This is a genomic window from Moraxella nasovis (genome assembly GCF_022701215.1).
Classification (GTDB): Bacteria; Pseudomonadota; Gammaproteobacteria; order Pseudomonadales; family Moraxellaceae; genus Moraxella; species Moraxella nasovis.
The window spans coordinates 1,200,819-1,221,185 of sequence record NZ_CP089976.1; the positions used below are offsets into that span (position 1 = coordinate 1,200,819).

Below are 20,367 nucleotides of genomic sequence, written 5' to 3' on the forward strand. Positions count from 1 at the left end.
ATTGTAGAACAAATTAACGAAACCACTTGGATTAATGAATTTGGCGGATTGGTATCAAACGAAGGTCATGCCTCTGATGAGATGATGATTCAAATCAAGGATGTGAGTAAATGGTATGGTAGCTTCCAAGTGCTGACCGATTGCACCGCCCACATTCATAAGGGTGATGTGGTGGTGGTCTGTGGCCCGTCAGGCTCGGGTAAATCTACGCTGATAAAGACGGTCAATGGGCTTGAGCCATTCCAAAAAGGTGCAATTTATGTCGATGGCATCTCTGTAGGGGATAAAGCAACGAATTTAGCCAAGCTTAGAAGCCGTGTGGGTATGGTATTTCAACACTTTGAATTATTTCCGCACTTATCCATCAAGGATAATTTGACCATCGCCCAAATCAAAGTGCTTGGCAGAAATGAAAGTGAAGCTGCCAAAAAGGGCTTGGCTTATCTTGACCGTGTAGGGCTATCTGCTCATGCCAACAAATACCCTGCCGAGCTGTCAGGCGGTCAGCAGCAACGTGTCGCCATCGCTCGTGCCTTGGCGATGGACCCTGTTGCCATGCTGTTTGACGAGCCGACATCTGCTCTTGATCCTGAGATGATTCAAGAAGTGTTAGACGTGATGGTGGGGCTTGCCAAAGACGGCATGACAATGATGTGTGTAACCCATGAGATGGGGTTTGCACACCAAGTGGCAAACCGTATTATCTTTATGGATAAGGGTCATGTGGTAGAAAATTGCAGTCGTGATGAGTTTTTTGCTGGTGCAAGAAGCGACAGGGCAAAAGACTTTTTGTCTAAAATTTTACAGCATTGATTTACTGCTTATGTCGCTGATAATAACTACCTAATAAAAACGTGCTAAGATGGCACGTTTTTATTATCTAATATTTTGTGATGAGAAATATTGGTAAATCCTGCTAAAACCTTTTAAAATAACCATATCTAATTTTAAGGACAAATCATGTCTGTTTACACCCATCTATCTGAAGATGAATTTTTTGCGTTTTGTGGTTTGTTTGGCGTGCCGTTTAAAAAAGCCATTCCCATCACCCAAGGCATCAAAAATTCCAACTGGTTTATCCAAACCGACCACGACCAAGGCGATGAATTTAGCTTTGTATTTACGCTGTTTGAAGAGCGAGTACCTGCCGATATTATCAAAATGGCAACAGTCATGCATGCTCTCAACAAACATTTGCCAATTGCCACGCCTTTGACCAAACGCACCGCCAAAGGCGTGAATGTCGGCTCTGATTGTGTCATGCGATATGAAAATAAGGCGATTTTGGTTGTACCAAAACTTGATGGCATACACCCTAAAGCGACAACGCTTGCCATGTGCGAGCAAATGGGGCAAGCCTTAGCCATTTTACATGACACTTTACAAACCCTGCAACCTGCCGAAGATTATGGTGTGCCTTTATATGATTGGGCAAGGGTCAAAGAGCGTGAAACAGCATTTATGCCAAGCGATGAAGCACGCTTGATGAACGACATCTGGACAGCATATAGCCATCTGCCAAAAACCTTGCCTAAAGGGCTTTGTCATTTGGACATGTTTACCGATAACACGCTTTGGGAATTATCTGATGAAAGCAAGCCTTGCTTGACAGGATTACTTGATTTTACCGAAGTTTCGGTGGAAACTTATGTCATGGATATTGCCATCACCATCAATGATTTTTGTACCACATGGGGCAATGCTGCCACAGGCGAGAGTGTGGCGTTTGATGAAAATAAAATGATGGCGTTTTTACAAGGCTATGAAAGCATTCGCCCTTTAACGCACGATGAAAAAACCGCCCTGCCTGTTATGCTTGCCTATTCTGCGAGCATCTTTTGGCTTCTTCGTTTAAATGTGATTTATTATAATCGTGAACAAGGACGCACAGGCGATGATATTATGGTGAAAAACCCAGATTTGATGAAACGACTTGCAAGCTATCATTGGGGGCGTGTGTAATGTGCCAACTTCTCGGTATGAACTGCAACACGCCCACTGACATCGGTTTTAGCTTTACAGGATTTAGGCGGCGTGGGGGAGATACAGACCATCATGCAGATGGGTTTGGTATTGCGTTTTTTGAGCGTAATGAGCATGGCAAAACAGGCTTGCGGTTGTTTCATGATGATAAGCCGTCTCATTTATCGCCTGTGGCAGATTTGATTAACAGCTATCCCATTAAGGCGATTAATGTTATCGCCCATATCAGAAAGGCGACTTATGGCACTAATTCACTTGCTAACACCCATCCTTTTGTGCGTGAAGTGTGGGGTGAGCAGTGGGTTTTTGCCCACAATGGGCAGATGACAGACAGCTTTATTCGCCAATCTCAAAGGCTGCACGCTAATGGCAACGCTGAGCATTATACGCCTGTCGGTGATACTGATAGCGAGCTTGCATTTTGTTATTTGCTTAATCGCCTAAAATCCACCTTTAAATCTCGCCCATCAGATGAAGCGTTATTTGCCTTTTTAACCGCCCAGTGCCGCTATCTGTCGGCTAATGGATTGTTTAATTGCTTGATTTCTAATGGCAAGTGGCAACTGGCGTATGCTGGAAGCTTACTATTTTATCTGACACGCAAAGCTCCATTTGGTGAAGCGGTTTTATCTGATGGTGAGATGTCAGTGAATTTTAGTGATGTAACCACACAGCGTGATAAGGTGACGATTTTGGTGACGATACCGCTGACTGATAATGAAAAATGGCAACAAATCGCTGTGGATGAGTGCCTGATTTTTGTAGATGGCGACGTTGTTTTTAGAGATGCATCTAGCAAAAAAACTTACATGAGTATTGAAGACGGTATCGCTTTAGCAAGAAGTGTGGGAGCAAGCGTGTGATGGAATTTGGCACAAGTTTTTCCCAGATTGATATCCAAAGCCCTTGGCTTGTTCCATTTTTTGATATGCATGACGCCCTAAAAAAGGATATGGAAAATGGGCAGTTTAATGGGTGTCTGTATTCATGGTTAAACACATTTTTTGATAGTCGCCATTTGGTGCTAAAAAATATAGATGGTAAATTACTTAGCTTTACGCACCAAAATGATTTACCGCATGGATTATCTTACGAAAAATTCATCGGCGACACCCAAACTATCCCCACAAGAGATAACTTGCATGATTGGTTTGGGGCGTGTATTTGGTCAGCATTTCCCAAGTCAAAAGCGGTGCTAAATGCCAAACACTTAGCAAATTTATCTGATAATAATACGGATAACAAAAGAAATCGTTTGCGAGATACCATCACGGTTTTTGATGAAAATGGGGCAGTATTGGTCGTGGCGGACGATGAAATTGGCAATCAAATCGCAACAGGACTACAAAACTTTGATTGGCAAACGTGCCTTGTCAATAATCGCTTACATTGGGATAATGATGTTGACAATCAGACTGACACAAAAGCCAAAATTTTTATATTTGGTCATGCCTTACTAGAACAGCTGATTGACCCCTATAAGTCATTGTGTAGCCATACGATTATTATTAAAGTTCATGCGTCATTTTTTGGCTTGGGCATAGATGAGCAATTAGCCATACTGGATAAAAAATTAGCCGATGAATTAGATATGTTTTTGAATAAAGACGTTACGCCACGCAATTTGAACCCCTTACCGATACTGGGCGTGCCGTATTTTTGGGATAATGGCAATGCCGATTTTTATGACGATCCTTTTGTATTTAGGCAGGGGCGTAGACGATGAGTGGATTTGGGTGGTGTGATGCGTTTATTGATGGCAGGTGTGTTTTGACCGCCTTGTTTGATGGCTTTGATGCTAGTATTTGACTGATTTTTTTGCCAAAATTGGCAGAAAAAGACAAAGAAAATTACAAAATGACAAATTATTTTTAAAATAATGAAATGGAGTGCTTTACTTTTACAGAATTATTGCTAAAATAAGCGATATTGTTGGGGGGGGGCGACGCCTTTGCTAACTGGTTTTATAATCATGAAGCGGCATCGAACTCTCTTAACGCCTTTCTTGATTTGTAAAGACATCGCTCCCCCTTGATAATCAATCTGTAGACGGAGTTTAAGATGTCTTTTCATAAAGCCAGTGCGGTAACATTACTTGCACTTAGTATCGTTGCTTGTAGCAGTAATAACGGTTCGCCAGTCAAGCCAAAACCAAACCCTACCATTCAACCTACCCAAACTAATACCCAAAAAGCCGAAGCCGAAAAGAAAGCTGCCGAAGAAGCCGCTCGTAAAAAAGCGGAAGAAGAGCGTCTAGCAAAAGAAAAGGCAGAAGCTGAAGCCGAAGCTAAAGCAGAAGCGGAACGCCTAGCAAAAGAAAAAGCTGAAAGAGAAGCAGAAGAAAAACGTAAAGCCGAAGAAGCTGCCGCAAAAGCCAAAGCAGAAGCAGAAGCTAAAGAAAAAGCACGCCTAGAAGCTGAGCGTTTAGCCAAAGAAAAAGCCGAAGCCGAAAAGAAAGCCGCTGAAGAAGCCGCTCGTAAAAAAGCGGAAGAAGAGCGTCTAGCCAAAGAAAAGGCAGAAGCCGAAGCCAAGGCAGAAGCAGAACGCCTAGCAAAAGAAAAAGCCGAAGCAGAACGCCTAGCAAAAGAAAAAGCTGAAAGAGAAGCAGAAGAAAAACGTATCGCCGCTGTTAAGGCAGACTTAGTCAAGAAAGCCAAAGATGCAGGTCTTAATGACGCTTATGCACAGCAATTTGCTGATGATAATGTCGATACCGCTCAAAGCAACCTTGACAATGCCTTAACACAAACCATCACCGATGCAGCAAATGCCGAAAAAGGTCAGGATTATTCTACGCAAGGACTAAGTGAGAATCGTGGTGGGGTGGGTACTTCTTACGAGAATTATACTTCTATCTCAAATGGTGTTGTTAATAGAGTTAATAGAACCGTCCGTAGTCAGTCTATCGACTATGTTTATAACCAAGATTATTCCGTTGTTACCGCATCAGGTCAAATCAAAGAAGTTGATGATCATTGGACGGGTCGTAAGTCCGATGAGTCTTATATTAACATCAATAAAGTTGCAGGTCTTGAGACCCAAGACAGCCACGTCCCAAGCGTAGGGCGTGCTGCTTATACAGGTAAGGCATTCTCCATTTTAAAAGATGCAGCGAATTTTGAGTATCTGATTGACTTTGATAAGCGCAAAGGTTCTGGTAATATCACAGGTTGGGAATCTGCACTTGGAAGAACCACGCTTCAAGAAAGCGATTTAACTAAAATTGAGCTGAATGGCAAACAAGTAACAGGCGTAACAGGCAATGTTGCCGATGGCGATTATATCACAGGTGATTATACGCTTGGCTTATTCGGTCCGAATGCCGAAGAAGTTGCTGGTAAAGCTAATATTAACAACTATACAGTTGGTTTCGGCGGTAAGAAAGATGCTGCAACCTTAGCCAAGATTGAAGCCGAAGAAGCTCGTATCGCAGAAGAAGCTCGTATCGCTGCCATCAAAGAAGACTTAACCCAAAAAGCGACAGACGCAGGTCTGACCGAAGCTCGTATCCAAGCTTATGTAGAAGCAAATGCAAATAACACCGCAGAACAGGCAAATGAAGCCTTGATCGTCGCTGTTAATAAACTTGCCGAAGATAAAGCTGCATTACTTGAACAGGCGCAAACAGTCGGTCTAGACGAAAACTTTGCCAATCAATACGCCACCAATAATGTAGATACAGCCGCCGATAATCTAAAACAGGCACTAGAAGCAACCGCACAAGAACAAGCCAAGGCTGAAAAAGCTAAATCGGAGTTATATCCTGCGGTGGATTTGACTGCGTATCAACCCGATGCTAATAGAGTACAATATCAGTCGCCTAATTTTGAGAAGATTGATGAAGAGAGTAGAATAACTCAGTTCCAAGGTTCTCGTTATATTTACCAGCTGCCATATTCTATCGTTGTAAAAACAACAAATGAGTTGGACGTTCGTAATGACGTTGATTTTACCAACGGTCAGGATAGTCGTGTTGATTTTGACATTACAGGCTTTGCCACGACCGAATCTGCACTGCCAACTGAAGGGAAGGCTGTCTATACTGGTAAATCAATAAATACGACTGGAGAGGTAGCTACTTTAGCTTATAATGTAGATTTTGGTAATCGTGTGGGCTCTGGTCGTATTGTTGGTTATACTCAATATGGTATTATCAATCTAAATGAAGCCAGCATTACAAAAATCAACTTAAAAGGTAAAGATGTATTGGGTATTGCTGGTGATGCTGTTGTAAGCAAACCTTATAGTTTGTTTAAAGGTGTGAACGGGAAGTATAAGCTTGGCTTCTTTGGTCCAGAAGCACAAGAGATTGCAGGCTCTGCCGAATTTAACTATTATTCTGAAGATGGTAAGTATCTAAACAAAGATAAGAAAGTTGAAATCGGCTTCGGCGGTACTCGTGGCGACATCAAAAAATAAACCATCTTGATGATTGAACTTTTACCCAAAAAAAACCACTTGGCGGCTGTCAGGTGGTTTTTATTAGGAGTTGATGATGACATACCATAATTTTTCGCCATTATTTGCGCTATCGCTATTGGCGCTCTCCATGATGGCAAATGCTCAAAGTACACCTGTGAGCGACCCTGTATTATTCGAAGATAAGAAATTGCAAGTAAAAGATGACCTGCTACATGAGCCAACCGCTGTGGCTACGCCAACTTTGCCGATACCTAGTAGCGATGACATCGAAGCGAAGATTACACGTGCGCTGATTGCTAAGGATTGGGTAGTTTTGGCAGATTTACTTGATGAGTATCAGAAGCAGTCGACGTTTGACCAGACTTTATATGATTATGCGCTTGGTGCGATGTATCGCAGTCAGGCACGCCATAAGGACGCCATTGAGCTGTATCAGCGAGTGGCGAGTGATGAGCGTTTGATTTATCCCGCCTTTGATTTGGCAATCATGCTGTATGAAGATAAGCAGTACCACGCCGCTAAACGGCAGTTTTATAAAGTATATGATAAAATGCCACCGCAAATGCAGGCTGTTATTGTCCAGTATCTAAATGCTATCCGCCAGTTTGAGCGTGTCAAATACCGCTTTGGGCTGAACTACGAAGAAACGGATAATGTGAATAACGCCGCAAATGCACGTGAGATTGAAATTCAAGGCGCTCGTTTCATTCGTGATGACTCATCGCTGCCACAGTCGGCGCATGGTGTGCGTTATGATGTGGGTGCATCTAAGGATTTGAATATCACAGGCAATCACTTCATTGTGGGTGATGTTGGTGTCGATGGCGTGGCGTATTGGGATAATCCTAGCTATGATGAGACCACCTTGGCGGTGCGAGCGGGCTACGCCAACAGGAATGTGAAGCGCTATTGGCAAATCGTACCTTTCGTGGAGCAAAATTGGCTGGAAAGCGATAAATACAGCCGTCATCAGGGGGTGTCTGCCAGTTATAGCACGAAGTTTTTGCCAGATTTGCAGGTGAGTGCGTCATTATCCCACACCCAAAAACGCTATGAAAATAAACAAACTGCAATGAGACACGACGGTAGAATCAATGCAGCTGGCTTTACGCTGGCTAAACAGCTGGGCGAGCGTTATGTGGCTTATGCAGGATTTGATGTGTCGCAGGACAAAGTATTGGATTTGGCGGAGTCATCAGAGCGTAAGGGCGTGCGCCTTGGGCTTGCTTATTATGGTGAATCGTTTGGCGCACGGGTGATGACACGCTACACCAAGAGAGATTTTTTGGCGGATAATTTTTGGTATGATGAGGTGCGCCACGATAGAGAATATCAGGTCAATGCTGCCGCTTGGTATCGACCATTTAGCTATAAAGGCATTACGCCTAGCCTAAACTACCGCTATCAAAAAATTGACAGCAATTTTGATTCCATGTACAGTCGTAGTTCGCAGGCGGTGTTTATTTCCTTTGAAAAATTATTTTAGGAGCTGACAATTTTTTTTATCACCCGCCACATATCTTGATAGGGCGGGGCGATGAAAAATAGCCCAATCAGCACGGCATAGAGCAGGGCGTATTGTAATGGTTTTTTGACTTCAAAGAATTTAAACGCCGTACCAGCAGATCGTTTGAGCCGAAGCCCCAACACATTGACGCTATAAATCTCGTCCAATGCCAAATGAATCATCGCACCGACCAACAAAAACACCCCAAACGCCCAACTGATAAAGGCGGTCAGGTGCAGTCCATAGAACGCCCCACACGTGATGATAAGCCCAAATACCGCCATATAAGGCACAGAATGCACCATGCCACGATGATGAGTGAGCCGACTGAATGTTTCTAATAGCACAAAGCGAATCAACACAAAACTTAGCCCCCACAAGATGAGCGAGTCCAAGACCAGTTCATCTTGGCGGTAGGTGTTGGCATAGAGTATCACGATGATGGTGGAAACGATGAGACTTGCCAAAAGAAAACCACGTTTGGCAGGGGCGGAGTGGTCTAGGTCAATATCAGGTAGCAGACCGCCAACTGTACCGATGATGGCACAAAGTATGGCGGTGGTCGCCCCAAATAGTTTGATGTACATACCAATGACAGCAAGGGTACTGCTCGTGGCAAGAGCGACAGTCAGGTGGGTACGAAAATTTGCCATAGATGAACCAAAATCATAAAAAAGTCGCTCATTTTAGCATAATTATGGTGCGGTTATCACAGCGTTATCACATCATCAATATCTTACACTCACAACAAACGCTTAAGTTTTGGGCGTTTGTTTGTCTTGTCTGTGTCTGTGGTGATTGCCCAATATCAAACATTAATATCAAAAATCTTGCCCCGATTGATGATGCCATTGGGATCAAATACTGCCTTGATGGCTTTCATATAGTCAATCTCAGCCTGTGAGCGAGTATAATCCAAATACGGCTTTTTGGTCATGCCCACACCATGTTCTGCCGAGATAGAGCCTTGGTATTTTTGTACCGTTGCAAAGACGTATTGGTTCACCGTTTGGCATTTGCCAAAAAATTCGTCCTTATCCATGCCATCAGGTTTTAGGATATTTAAATGCAAATTGCCATCGCCGATATGCCCAAACCAACAAATCTCAAAGTCAGGATAATTGTCTTTGACGATGGTTTCAATATCATCAATAAAATCGCCCAAATGCGTGATGAGTACAGACACATCGTTCTTGTAGGGGGTGAATACCGAGATGGTCTCAGAGATACTTTCTCGTAATTTCCACAGTTCGGTGAGCTGTCCTACGCTTTGGCTCATCACGCCATCTATGATAAACCCATCTTCTAAGGCCTCTTCAAAGACGTTCATGGCGGTATCTAGCACCGCATCGCTTGGTGCTTCAAATTCAAGCAAAACATAAAACGGCGTGCGACTGTCAAACGGTGCTTTGGCGTGTCCTGCCAGCAGTACTTTGTCAATCGCCACGCTGTCAAAAAACTCAAAAGCGGTGAGCGTGAGCGATTTGCCAAATCTATCAAGCAGTTTCACCACCGACCCAAAATCAGGCACGCCCAAGACCATTGCTGTCAGATTGACAGGCGGTTTTTCAAGTTTAATCAACGCACGAGTGATAAAGCCAAGCGTGCCTTCTGAGCCGATGAACAGATGACGAAAATCATAACCTGTGGCGTTTTTGAGCATACCGCCGTTTAATTGTAGAATATCGCCTTTGCCTGTAACCACCGTCAAGCCTAGAATTTGATTTCTTGTCATGCCATAGCGAATGACTTTGATACCGCCTGCATTGGTGGCGATGTTACCGCCGATTTGGCTTGACCCACTAGACGCAAAATCCACCGCATAATACAAGCCTTGATTGTCGGCAAATTCTTGTAGTGCCTTGGTTACCACCCCAGCTTCCACTTCCACCATGCGGTCAGCTTCATAAAATTTGCCAATGGCGTTCATCTTGTCAAAACTTATCACCACTTCGCCACAACTTGCCACTGCCCCTGCTGACAGACCAGTACGTCCGCCACTTGGCACAAGACAAACTTTGTGGATATTGGCAAGGCGGACAATATCAGCGACTTGCTCGGTCGTCTTTGGAAAAACAATGGCAGATGGGGCAGGGGCAAAATGCTTTGTCCAGTCCTTGCCCCAATTGTCTAGGCTGTCTTGGTCGGTCTTGATTTGGCTGGGGTCTAGGGGGAGTTCGGTTAGGAATTGGCTTAGGTTCATGGTGACTCTCTGAAAAATTTATTAAAAAAATAGTTATTAAATTTACATATTCATAACAAAAAATTTTTGGCAAATGGTAATCACTTTATGCCACAATCTTTAAAATCTGACCGCCATGATACAAGGTCAGCCCAAGCTCCGTGCCAATCTCACGCACCTTTTTAAAGGCGATTTGGCTGTCGTTGATGTCATAAAACGGCAAGGGCAACACGTCAGGATTATCCGTCTTGATAAACTTAGCAAACGCCTTGCCCATCATCGTGCCTGTGGTAATCCCACGCCCATTATAAGCAGTGGCGGCAAGTATGCCATCAGCAGGGGCAAACACTCGCATGATGTGGTCGGTGGTAAAGCCAAAATAACCAAACCACTGACATTGCCAGTCAAACCTAGGCAAATCAGGATAATAATGAGCCACCACACCGTCCGCCCACTTTTGATAAAAGCCATCAGGCTTAAACGCACGACCGCCCACCGTGCCAAGTATCAGCCTGCCATCATTGTCTCTACGAATGCTAGACAATGCCATGCAAGTGTCCCACGAGCCTTGTTTGCCAGCGAGTATCTGATTGGCGATGGCGTTGTCTAGTGGTTCGCTTGCAATTTGATAAAACTGTACATGATAAAAGCTCTTTTGAATATCAAGCCACTCGCCATCAGAATAGGCGTTGGTGGCGAGAATGACTTTTTTGGCTTTGACGCTGGCTTTTGCATCAGAACCATCGCACGCCACTTGCCAGCTGTCGCCATCTTTGGTAAGGCTATGGGCTTTGGTGTTTTCAAAAATTTTCACGCCCAAAATGATTGCACTTTTGGCAAGCCCATCCACATAAGCAAAGGGGTTGATTGTCCCTGCTCGCTTGTCTAGCAGGGCTTTGTTAATCTTGGTTGTGCCGGTCATCTCATGACATTTGCTACCTGTTAAGACTTCTACGTCCACCCCGCGCCTTTTAAACTGTGCCACACGGTTGTCAATGTCCGTCTCCATATTGGCGTTATGTGCCATGTGAATGTTGCCTGTGCGGGTATCTTGGGCGTTGATGTGATATTTGTCAATCATCTCAAAAACCAAACGTGGGGCATCGCCTAAGATTTTGGTAAGTTTCTCGCCTGCCATCTCACCCAAGACAGCATTTAACTCATCAGGGGGCGACCATGTGCCAGCATTGACATAGCCGACATTGCGACCTGAACCGCCCTTACCGATATAGTCGCTTTCTAGTACGCAGACCGAATAGCCAAATTCCGCCAAATGAATGGCAGCCGACAGCCCTGTATAGCCCCCGCCCACCACGCAGACATCAGCGGTAATGTCGTCTGTTAGGGGCGGATAATGGACAGTTTTGGGGGCGGTGTCGTGCCAAAGGCAGTGTTCTTTTATCTGTTTTGTCATGGTTTTCCTTAACTTACTCTATAATGAATTAGGTCATATTACCAATGGCATCACTATCGGCATCTTTGGCGATGTTGGCTGGTGGTTCTTTGGGGATAAATTTGTTTAAAATCAGCCAAACCAGCCCAATCACAGGCGACAGCCAACACGCTATGGCGTAGGGTGCATAAGCCAAAGTCGCCACACCCAACGTCGCCGCCACAAAGCCACCCCCCATGTTCCAAGGGATTAACGGCGACAAAAGCGTGCCACAGTCTTCGATGGAGCGTGTCAAGGCGGTGCGTTTGTAGCCCATTTGGGCGTATTTGTCCTTTAACAGGCGGGCAGGCATGACAAGTGTGGTATAGACATCGCCCACCACCACGCCAATGCCAATGGTGCTGGTATAAGTCGTACCAACCAAGCCAAAACGGCTGCGAACAAATTGGTTAATCTTTTGTAAAATGGCGTTCAATGTCCCATAAAACTCTAATGCCCCCACAAAGCTTAACGCAAGCAGAGTCAAAGTTACAACCCACGTCATGCTCATTACGCCACCTTTGGAGAGCAATTTATCCACAATCTCAACGCCAGTTGTGCTTACTACACCATTTTGTAGGACATTAAACAAATCTTTAATATCCACGCCTTGTACCCCGACAGCAACAAGACACGCCACAATAACACCGCCTAACACTGTCGGCAAGGCAGGAAATCTCATCATGGCAGCCCCAATGACCACAACCCCTGGTAGTAGTGTGATCAGGCTAATATGATAATTATCAGACAGTGTGCGACGCATCAGTTCAATGTCATGAAAGTCGGCTGTTTGGGCTGAGTACTGTATGCCCACATAAGCATATACCAGTATTGATATGATCATTGCAGGCACAGTGGTAGGAAGCATACCTTTGATATGTTCCCACAAGTCCACACCTGCTGCGGCTGGGGTGAGATTGGTGGTGTCGGATAAAGGCGACATCTTATCCCCAAAAAACGACCCAGAAATCACCGCACCTGCCGTCCATGGCTCTGGTATGCCAAGCCCATGCCCAATCCCCATCAAGGCAAGCCCTACCGTGCCGACCGTTCCCCACGATGTCCCTGTGGCAAGCGACAAAACTGCACACAAGACGCACGTTGCCGCCAAAAAGGTACTTGGACTAAAAATCGCAAAACCATAATACAAAATAGTAGCTACCGTCCCTGCCTTGATCCAAGCGGCAATGAGCATGCCAATGGTGATGAGTAGGACGATGGCAGGCAAACCTACCTTGACGACTTTATACATATGATTTTCCATACCAAGCCATTTGCGTTTGCGAAAACGCACAAACAGCCCAGTAATCACAATGCCGCATACCAATGGAATGTGGGGGGTAAAATCCTTAAAAACAAAAAACTGCACCATCAAAATGGCAGTCGTCAAGATAAGCGGAGCAATATCCAAGAGAAAATTGCCCGATGGCTCAATGGGATTGGTTTTAAATGACCGCTTGGGGTCAGGGTGATTGGGTTCAAAGGTGTTGGTGGTCTCGGTAGCATTGTTCATAAAAAGTCCTTTTTTATGCAAAATATTGATTTATTTAATTAAAATAAGGCAAAGCAAAGAAATCGCCTTGCCTTATACACATCAATCAAACACAATACCTTGGGCAAGGGGTAGCTCTGATGAATAATTGATGGTGTTGGTTTGTCGTCTCATGTAGTTTTTCCAAGCATCTGAGCCTGACTCACGACCACCGCCAGTTTCTTTTTCTCCGCCAAATGCACCACCGATTTCTGCACCTGACGTACCGATATTGACATTGGCGATGCCACAGTCACTGCCTTGGGAAGATAAGAAATATTCGGCTTCTTTGACACTGTCTGTAAAGATGCACGATGACAACCCTTGTGGCACATCATTTTGCATTTCAATGGCACTGTCAAAATCATCATAACCCATCACATAAAGAATTGGAGCAAAGGTCTCGGTTTTGACAGCGTCTGTTTGGCTGTCCATTTCTACAATTGCAGGTTTGACATAATAAGCATTTGGATAAACATCTGTCAGCACTCGCTCACCGCCTGTTATCACGCCGCCTTGGGCTTTGGCATTGGTCAGGGCGGACTGCATATTATCAAAACTTGCCTTGTCAATCAAAGGTCCTACCAAATTGCCATCTAAAGGGTTGCCGATACGCACGCTGTCATAGGATTTCTTGATACGAGCGACAACTTCTGCTTTGATGCTGTTGTGAACGATGAGACGGCGTAAGGTTGTGCAACGCTGACCTGCTGTGCCGACCGCAGCAAAGAGTATGCCACGCAAAGCAAGATTGATGTCGCTACTTGGGGCAAGTATCATGGCGTTATTGCCACCTAGCTCTAATAAGCATTTACCAAACCGCTCAGCAACTTTGGGGGCAACTTCACGCCCCATGCGTGTACTACCTGTGGCACTCACTAGGGCAACATCATGGCTGCTCACCAGCACATCACCCACATCACGTTCACCAAGGAGTAGTTCAGACAGACCGTCAGGGGCATCGCCAAAACGTTGAGCTGCTTTTTCAAATAGTGCTTGGCAGGCAAGGGCGGTGAGCGGTGTTTTTTCAGAAGGTTTCCAAATCACAGGATTGCCACATATCCATGCAAGGGCAGCATTCCATGACCACACCGCCACAGGAAAATTAAAGGCACTGATGACGCCTACCACACCCAAAGGATGCCATGTTTCTTTCATGTGATGGCTTGGGCGTTCGGATGCAATGGTCAGTCCATACAGCTGACGAGACAGCCCCACGGCAAAGTCGCAAATATCAATCATCTCTTGGACTTCGCCCAGTCCTTCGGCACGGATTTTGCCAGCTTCAAGGCTCACAAGCTCGCCCAAATCTTCTTTATGCTCACGCAAAACTTCGCCCAATATCCGCACCAATTCGCCACGCTTGGGTGCAGGGACGGCTCGCCATGCTTTAAAGGCGGATTTGGCACGTTCAATTTTCGCTTTTGCGTCATCTTTATTGTGCAGGCTCACCTTGCCAATCACGCTACCGTCAATGGGGCTAGTTACGGCATAGTCGCCTTGATAATCCTTTTGACTTACGCCCATTTTGGCAAGTAGCTCGTGGGTTCTGGTTTGAAAGTTCATTGAATTACTCCTGTAAATTAGATTGGATTGATAGTTGTAAATTTACCAATATGACAACTTTACCGATTATCCTGTCAAATTGCAAAAGAATGAAATTGATGATGGCATTCCATTTGGGAATGTTCTTTGCCCATCAGCCCGCCATCTCACGCCCTGCATATTCACGAGCTGCCCATACCGCTATCAGGGAAATTACCCCCATAAAGATGATATAAGCAACAATCGGCATATACGAATTATCAAAGGTTTTGAGTAGCCACAATGCCACCATCGGCGCTGTACCGCCAGCCAGTGCCGCCCCGATTTGATAGCCAAGCGTGATGCCTGTATAGCGGACGTTGCTTTTAAAAATCTCTGAAAACATTGTCCCAAGCACCGCCGTGATGGGCGTCCATACAATACCAAGCCCAATGATGGTGGCGATATTCAGCCAAAGCACCGAACCTGTATTTAGCATCCAAAAATACGGCAGGGCATATAGCATAAGCAGTACCACACCGCCAATATATACCGTTTTTCGTCCAATTTTATCAGACAATGCCCCCATCACAGGAATCAAAAAGGTGGTAATCAGCGTGGCGATCGTAACAGCATTTAATACTTGACTACGCTCAAAGGTCAAAACCTGCGTGGCATAATACATAATGAAGGTAAACATGATATAAAATGGACCTGTCTCTACGCATTTTGCACCGATGGCAATCAGCACTTCTTTTTTGTGGGTGCGTAATGTCTCAAACAGCGGTACAGCAACGACTTTGCCTTCTTGTTGGTTTTTCTTAAAGGCAGGGGTTTCATCAATACCTTTTCGTATCCATAATCCCAAAAACACAAGCAACGCACTACCCACAAACGGCACACGCCAGCCCCACGACATAAAATCTTCTTCAGGTAGCATGGTCATTACCGTCAAGGCAAGCGTGGCAAGTAGCACACCTAAGGTTACGCCCATCTGTGGCACCGCCCCAAACAGCCCCCGCTTATCTTTGGGGGCGTATTCTACTGCAAGGAGCATCGCTCCGCCCCATTCACCACCAATCCCAAGTCCCTGAATGAGCCTTAATAGCACCATTAAAATTGGTGCGGCAATACCAATGGCTTGATAGGTTGGCAATAGTCCCATTAGCACCGTCGCTCCACCCATCAAGGCAAGTGTCAAGACAAGCGTCTTTTTGCGACCGATTTTATCGCCAATATGACTAAAAAATATCCCGCCAAAAGGTCTGATAAAAAACGACAGCCCAAAGGACATAAAGGCAAGCATGGTGCCGACGGTAGGGTCTTCGGCTGGAAAGTACAGCTGATTAAAAATCAGTGCCGCCACCGTGCCATACAAAAAATAATCAAACCACTCAATAGAGCTACCAATCAGACTTGCCAAAAGCACCCGAGTGGAGACTTTTTTGTCTTCTATTACATGAGTATTTTCCATAACTACTCCCTATCCGTGAATGTGTGTGAAGTAAAAACCCATCTGTCCCAATCAACTTCCCAACTTGTCATCAGGTCAAACCTACCATCAATGTAGAATTTTTCTAATAAAATTGCAAAAGAATCAAAATTATGATGGCATTCCATTTAGGAATGGAGAAGAAAACTTAAAATATGGTCAATTAAAATTAGAATGATACAGTATTATTTGCACATGAATGAACGTAGGGGCGTATTGCATACGTCCAATAAGCTGCGGCTTGCAAAGACCTATGCAGCACGCCCCTACAACTGTTTCATTTTTTATTTGGCAAGTAGTTCAAAAAGTATACTACTTAGGTTTTCCATTCGCCCTGAGCTATGCCTGCGGGTAGGAAAACCGTTATAGGCAGACAAGCTCACCACGAACGGTTTTCTTATCATCATACTTTTCAAACCACAGTCTTTTATTTTAATTCACCATAGTTGTTGGAGTATGTCAGTATTTAAAATGTTTATTTTTTCAATATAAAAACACCCCAATCTAGGGTGTTTTTATGTAGCAAGTGACTACATTTATTGATTTAATGTGTTATACGCCAAATTCGCCGCCGCCAAATCTTCAAGCCCTGTGCCAACTGATTTAAAAACAGTAATTTCATCATCGCTGACACGCCCTGTATGCTTGCCGTGACATAGGTCATATAGCGTGGCTTTAACCTTGTCTTTGGTAAATTGCCCTTCGTCAATGGCAGACAAAACATCCCCTGCCTTTAACAGAGCTTCATCGGTATCTATAAAGACACTGGTATCATAAAAACACGCCCCATCAGTTTCACGCATGTGCGGGGTAAAGCTACCGATTAAATCTAGGTGCTGACCTGCCCTTAGCCACTCACGCAAAATCAGGGGCTGTGTGGAGAGCGTAGCACAGCTTATAATATCCGCCTGCTCTACTGCCCTTTGTAAATCACTGACAATGTGCGTTTTAAAGCCGTCTTGGGCGAGCTTGTCCGCCAATTTTTGGGCGTTGGTGGGCGTGGGATTATAGATACTCACGGTGTCAATAGGGCGTACCGCACGGTACATCTCAGGGATAAGATTACCCACCTGCCCTGCTCCTACCACCAAAAGATGATGGCTATCGGCACGGCTCAAATACCGCCCTGCCAAGGCAGATGCTGCTACTGTCCTTCTTGATGTGATGACATTACCATCAAACATCGCCATCGGCACGCCTGTCGTGGCATCATACAGAATATAGACCGAGTGTAGCCCTGCTAGCCCCTTTTGGTTGTTATTAGGGAAAATAGAGACTGTTTTTAGCCCTAGGCGTTTGCCCACTTGCCACGCTGGCATCAGCAAAAATCTGCCAATCTCATCGCCTGCCTCATTAGCAATAGGGTGCTGATGACGAAGTGGCACTTCTACCCCCTCAACAAAAAACTTATGAATGCTGTCAATGAGCCTATCAGCTGGCAGGGCGGTGATAGTGTCGTGGGTGTCGTAGTGTTTCATAAAAGCTCCTTAAATTAAGAATTATCCTTATTTTGCCAAATGAATGTCATGAGTTCAAGCCAAGCTCTATCAAGGCATCATCTAGCGACTTATCCATCATCGCTTGATATAGCACACATTCATCCAGGACAGTCGCCCCCAAAGCATCTTCAAACACCGCTTGGCTAGATTGTCTTTCATAACCTGACTTAGTCTTATCTTGGGCATTGTCGCCCAAATTAGACTGAAAAATCCCTGCTGCCGACACAGGTAAAAAGTCTTCATAGACAATCGGTTCAAGTCGCAAAATACCTTGTTTGACCAGCTCTTTTGGGTCATTGCTTGTGGCTGATTTTGATTTATCATTTATTTGGCTTTCGTTAATTTGATAATAAAAGTAGCCCAAGCTCTGCTCATAAATTTCTTGATAATCATCAGGAAACGCCCGAAAGCTGTCCGCCAACGCCTGATAATAAGCGTCAGGGTCTTTTTCTGGGGTGGTGGCAAGATTGGCTCTTGTCTTGTTTAGCAGCTCGTCATAGAGCTTACGCCCTTTGGGGGTTAGGGCAATGCCACGCTGTTCAATCTCGCCAAAACGGGCAGTGTGATTGCCTTGTGTGAGCGTGCCATCAGCATTTGTAAAGGCAATCGGCTCATTTAACGCCTTAAAGCTCGTCTGACGAAGTAGTATCGGACAGCTACGACGTGGCGGACCTTCGATGATTTCTTTGGGATCAATGCCACGCTCACTCATGCCTGTTTGCACCTTGTCAATATCCAGCGTGCGTGGGGTTAGGTGGTTGATGTGTGGTCCATAAAAGCCGACAATATCGGCCATCAAGCGGTGCTGATTGTGCAGTTTATCATACAGCTCTTTGCTGATGGGCGATGTGGTGTGCCATTTAAAGGTCTTGGTGGCTTCTATCACAAATTCATCGCTGTCTGCCTTGTTAAGTCCGCCTTGGCTTTCAGACTTTTGGATAAGCTCAATGACCCTTGGCGTAAAAATTTGGCGTTTGTTTAGGGTGTCTATCGCTTGCTGTCGTAGCTTGTCATCATCAATGAGTTCAAGACGCAAGAGTGAGCAAAACACCCGAAACGGACTTTTTTGCAGGCCATCACTATCGGTTGTCCGAAACGCCGTAGAATGCACAGGCACGCCAGCAGGGGTTAGGTCATAGTAGCCCACAGGACTCATGCCCATGACAGAAAATAGCCGTCTCATCATATTAAGCTCGCTTGGTAGCCCCAAGCGTATCGCTCCGTGGCGTTCTAGGTCAATACGGTCAAGCTCGCCTGTGTTGGCTAGGTGCTGTTTTAGGGTAGGGTCTTTGTCAAGGGCAGACTTGTTCACGTCCGCCACCAAGTCCATCAACTCCTTATAAAGTGGCACTTCGCTCTGATACATCTTGGACATGGCAAGCGAAAAGGCGTGGCGAATGCTGTCTTTGTCTTGAAATTGGCTTTGGGTAAATTGGCTCATAATATTTCCTTACATTGGCTAACTGGGTGTAAATACGCCCCTACGGTGCGTTTAATGACAATTTTAAACAACAATATCTTTAAGCAACAATATCATTTGGGTCATCGGGCAAACTTGCCAAGACTTCTTTTAAAATCGCTAAACCTTGATTTAACGTATCTTTATCAATGTTAATGGGTGGCAATAAGCGGATAATGTGGCGGTATTTGCCGCTTGGCATGAGCAGTAAGCCCTTTTCACGGGCTACTTTTAAGATATAATTCATCACGTTGGCGTGCGTGCCGTGCTTGGCGTGCGATAAGCGAATGCCACGCATTGCCCCAATGCCTGTCAAGCCATCAAGCCAAGGCAATATTTGCTGTTTTTGCCATAGGGCGATGGTGTCGGTCAAGGTGTTTTCGTAGTCTTTGGCGGCTTGCCATGTACCATCGTCCGCCATGATGTCTAGCACGGCAAGGGCGGCAGCACACGCCACAGGGTTGCCTGAGTATGTCCCACCAAGGCTGCCCTTAATAAGTCCATTCACAAGGCTTGCTCGCCCAACGACCGCCCCCAAAGGCAATCCGCCACCCATGCTTTTGGCAAAGAGTATCAAATCAGGTTCAATGTCTGTAAAACTGGTAGCAAACGGCACACCGCACCGCCCAAAACCTGACTGTATCTCATCAAATATCAAGATAATGCCATGCTTATCACAAAATGCTCGCAAGTATTTGGCAAAGTCTTTATCCAACGCCAAAAATCCACCTTCGCCCTGTACAGGCTCTATGATGACCGCCCCAATGCTACTTACGTCCACTTCTACGCTAATAAGGCGTTCTAGGGCAAGGATAGCGTCATCACAGCTTACGCCTGTATCAGTACTTGGGTAAGGGATATGATACACGCCAGCCGATAATGTGCCTAAGGCGGATTTGTAGGGGGCGACTTTGCCATTTAGATTCACCGCCGCAAGTGTTCTGCCGTGAAATGCCCCATCAAAGGCGATGACCCCTGCTCGTCCTGTCTTTTGGCGGACGATTTTTAGGGCATTTTCACAGCTTTCTGCCCCAGAGTTGGTGAGCATACCCGCCACATCGCCTGTAATGGGGGTGATACTGCACAGGCGTGGCATATAGTCTTGATAGGGCTTGTGATGGACGGCATTATAAGCATAATGGGTCATTTTGTCGGTCTGCTCATGAATGGCGGAGACGATGGCAGGGTGGCAATGCCCAAAATTAAGCACGCCAATCCCCCCAACAAAATCAATATACTCCCTGCCATCGCTATCCCACACCCTTGCCCCTGCCCCACGTTCAAGCGTGATGGGGTGGACAACGGTAAATGCGTCTGTTACGTTGTGATTGCTCAT

General features: G+C 45.3%; 16 protein-coding genes. 6 read left to right on the forward strand and 10 right to left on the reverse strand.

Translation table 11 applies throughout. From position 1 onward, the window contains the following. Window positions 1-84 precede the first annotated feature (84 nt). The 6 genes from LU293_RS05895 to LU293_RS05920 all read left to right on the forward strand — a co-directional run bounded on the left by LU293_RS05895 (window position 85) and on the right by LU293_RS05920 (window position 7,891). Window positions 85-813, forward strand: a complete 729-nt coding sequence (locus LU293_RS05895) for an amino acid ABC transporter ATP-binding protein (RefSeq protein ID WP_242749690.1) — start codon at window positions 85-87, stop codon at window positions 811-813. Between the two features lie 147 nt (window positions 814-960). Continuing rightward, window positions 961-1,962, forward strand: coding sequence for a homoserine kinase (locus LU293_RS05900; RefSeq protein ID WP_242746297.1), 1,002 nt, complete (start codon window positions 961-963; stop codon window positions 1,960-1,962). Beyond that, entirely contained in the window at window positions 1,962-2,846 is an 885-nt protein-coding gene (locus LU293_RS05905) for a class II glutamine amidotransferase (RefSeq protein ID WP_242746299.1), read from the forward strand. The genes LU293_RS05900 and LU293_RS05905 overlap by 1 nt, the downstream gene beginning before the upstream one ends. Continuing rightward, on the forward strand, window positions 2,846-3,709 hold the full coding sequence (locus tag LU293_RS05910; RefSeq protein ID WP_242746301.1) for a DUF3025 domain-containing protein: 864 nt from the start codon (window positions 2,846-2,848) through the stop codon (window positions 3,707-3,709). Before LU293_RS05905 ends, LU293_RS05910 begins: the two co-directional genes overlap by 1 nt. Window positions 3,710-4,044: 335 nt before the next feature. Continuing rightward, window positions 4,045-6,402 (forward strand): factor H binding protein domain-containing protein, encoded by a 2,358-nt coding sequence (locus tag LU293_RS05915; RefSeq protein WP_242746303.1) that lies wholly within the window; start codon window positions 4,045-4,047, stop codon window positions 6,400-6,402. 76 nt (window positions 6,403-6,478) lie between these two features. Continuing rightward, on the forward strand, window positions 6,479-7,891 hold the full coding sequence (locus LU293_RS05920; protein ID WP_242746305.1) for a surface lipoprotein assembly modifier: 1,413 nt from the start codon (window positions 6,479-6,481) through the stop codon (window positions 7,889-7,891). Here LU293_RS05920 and LU293_RS05925 read toward each other — a convergent pair. From LU293_RS05925 to LU293_RS05965, 10 genes are all read right to left on the reverse strand, one after another. Beyond that, complete coding sequence (locus tag LU293_RS05925) at window positions 7,888-8,565, reverse strand: metal-dependent hydrolase (RefSeq protein WP_242746307.1); 678 nt, start codon at window positions 8,563-8,565, stop codon at window positions 7,888-7,890. The genes LU293_RS05920 and LU293_RS05925 overlap by 4 nt on opposite strands. Before the next feature lie 155 nt (window positions 8,566-8,720). Continuing rightward, a complete protein-coding gene (locus LU293_RS05930) occupies window positions 8,721-10,115 on the reverse strand; it encodes a D-2-hydroxyglutarate dehydrogenase (RefSeq protein ID WP_242746309.1) in 1,395 nt (464 codons plus the stop codon). Between the two features lie 85 nt (window positions 10,116-10,200). Then, window positions 10,201-11,508: an L-pipecolate oxidase gene (gene amaA / locus LU293_RS05935; protein ID WP_242746311.1), complete on the reverse strand. Its 1,308-nt coding sequence runs from the start codon at window positions 11,506-11,508 to the stop codon at window positions 10,201-10,203. A 28-nt stretch (window positions 11,509-11,536) separates the two neighbouring features. Then, window positions 11,537-13,039, reverse strand: coding sequence for a Na+/H+ antiporter NhaC (gene nhaC, locus LU293_RS05940; protein WP_242746313.1), 1,503 nt, complete (start codon window positions 13,037-13,039; stop codon window positions 11,537-11,539). Between the two features lie 81 nt (window positions 13,040-13,120). Further along, complete coding sequence (gene amaB / locus LU293_RS05945; protein ID WP_242746315.1) at window positions 13,121-14,623, reverse strand: L-piperidine-6-carboxylate dehydrogenase; 1,503 nt, start codon at window positions 14,621-14,623, stop codon at window positions 13,121-13,123. A gap of 133 nt (window positions 14,624-14,756) precedes the next feature. After that, the gene (locus LU293_RS05950) at window positions 14,757-16,055 is read right to left on the reverse strand and encodes an MFS transporter (RefSeq protein ID WP_242746318.1); all 1,299 of its coding nucleotides are present in this window, start codon (window positions 16,053-16,055) and stop codon (window positions 14,757-14,759) included. 302 nt (window positions 16,056-16,357) lie between these two features. Continuing rightward, window positions 16,358-16,480 carry a hypothetical protein gene (locus tag LU293_RS09830; RefSeq protein ID WP_256462100.1) on the reverse strand — a complete coding sequence of 41 codons (123 nt, stop codon included), beginning with the start codon at window positions 16,478-16,480 and terminating at the stop codon, window positions 16,358-16,360. Window positions 16,481-16,609: 129 nt separating this feature from the next. Beyond that, window positions 16,610-17,551 (reverse strand): bifunctional Delta(1)-pyrroline-2-carboxylate/Delta(1)-piperideine-2-carboxylate reductase, encoded by a 942-nt coding sequence (gene lhpI, locus LU293_RS05955; RefSeq protein WP_242746320.1) that lies wholly within the window; start codon window positions 17,549-17,551, stop codon window positions 16,610-16,612. Window positions 17,552-17,597: 46 nt separating this feature from the next. Beyond that, on the reverse strand, window positions 17,598-19,013 hold the full coding sequence (hglS, locus tag LU293_RS05960) for a 2-oxoadipate dioxygenase/decarboxylase HglS (RefSeq protein WP_242746323.1): 1,416 nt from the start codon (window positions 19,011-19,013) through the stop codon (window positions 17,598-17,600). A gap of 79 nt (window positions 19,014-19,092) precedes the next feature. Beyond that, the gene (locus LU293_RS05965; RefSeq protein ID WP_242746325.1) at window positions 19,093-20,367 is read right to left on the reverse strand and encodes a 2-aminoadipate transaminase; all 1,275 of its coding nucleotides are present in this window, start codon (window positions 20,365-20,367) and stop codon (window positions 19,093-19,095) included.

What these genes read in the sequence shown, in the direction of transcription:
- LU293_RS09830 (WP_256462100.1), bottom strand. Translation starts at nt 16,480, where the DNA reads ATGATGATAAGAAAACCGTTCGTGGTGAGCTTGTCTGCCTATAACGGT.
- hglS (WP_242746323.1), bottom strand. Translation starts at nt 19,013, where the DNA reads ATGAGCCAATTTACCCAAAGCCAATTTCAAGACAAAGACAGCATTCGC.
- nhaC (WP_242746313.1), bottom strand. Translation starts at nt 13,039, where the DNA reads ATGAACAATGCTACCGAGACCACCAACACCTTTGAACCCAATCACCCT.
- LU293_RS05900 (WP_242746297.1), top strand. Translation starts at nt 961, where the DNA reads ATGTCTGTTTACACCCATCTATCTGAAGATGAATTTTTTGCGTTTTGT.
- LU293_RS05895 (WP_242749690.1), top strand. Translation starts at nt 85, where the DNA reads ATGATTCAAATCAAGGATGTGAGTAAATGGTATGGTAGCTTCCAAGTG.
- LU293_RS05905 (WP_242746299.1), top strand. Translation starts at nt 1,962, where the DNA reads ATGTGCCAACTTCTCGGTATGAACTGCAACACGCCCACTGACATCGGT.
- LU293_RS05910 (WP_242746301.1), top strand. Translation starts at nt 2,846, where the DNA reads ATGGAATTTGGCACAAGTTTTTCCCAGATTGATATCCAAAGCCCTTGG.
- LU293_RS05965 (WP_242746325.1), bottom strand. Translation starts at nt 20,367, where the DNA reads ATGAGCAATCACAACGTAACAGACGCATTTACCGTTGTCCACCCCATC.
- LU293_RS05950 (WP_242746318.1), bottom strand. Translation starts at nt 16,055, where the DNA reads ATGGAAAATACTCATGTAATAGAAGACAAAAAAGTCTCCACTCGGGTG.
- amaA (WP_242746311.1), bottom strand. Translation starts at nt 11,508, where the DNA reads ATGACAAAACAGATAAAAGAACACTGCCTTTGGCACGACACCGCCCCC.
- LU293_RS05925 (WP_242746307.1), bottom strand. Translation starts at nt 8,565, where the DNA reads ATGGCAAATTTTCGTACCCACCTGACTGTCGCTCTTGCCACGAGCAGT.
- LU293_RS05920 (WP_242746305.1), top strand. Translation starts at nt 6,479, where the DNA reads ATGACATACCATAATTTTTCGCCATTATTTGCGCTATCGCTATTGGCG.
- LU293_RS05915 (WP_242746303.1), top strand. Translation starts at nt 4,045, where the DNA reads ATGTCTTTTCATAAAGCCAGTGCGGTAACATTACTTGCACTTAGTATC.
- LU293_RS05930 (WP_242746309.1), bottom strand. Translation starts at nt 10,115, where the DNA reads ATGAACCTAAGCCAATTCCTAACCGAACTCCCCCTAGACCCCAGCCAA.
- amaB (WP_242746315.1), bottom strand. Translation starts at nt 14,623, where the DNA reads ATGAACTTTCAAACCAGAACCCACGAGCTACTTGCCAAAATGGGCGTA.
- lhpI (WP_242746320.1), bottom strand. Translation starts at nt 17,551, where the DNA reads ATGAAACACTACGACACCCACGACACTATCACCGCCCTGCCAGCTGAT.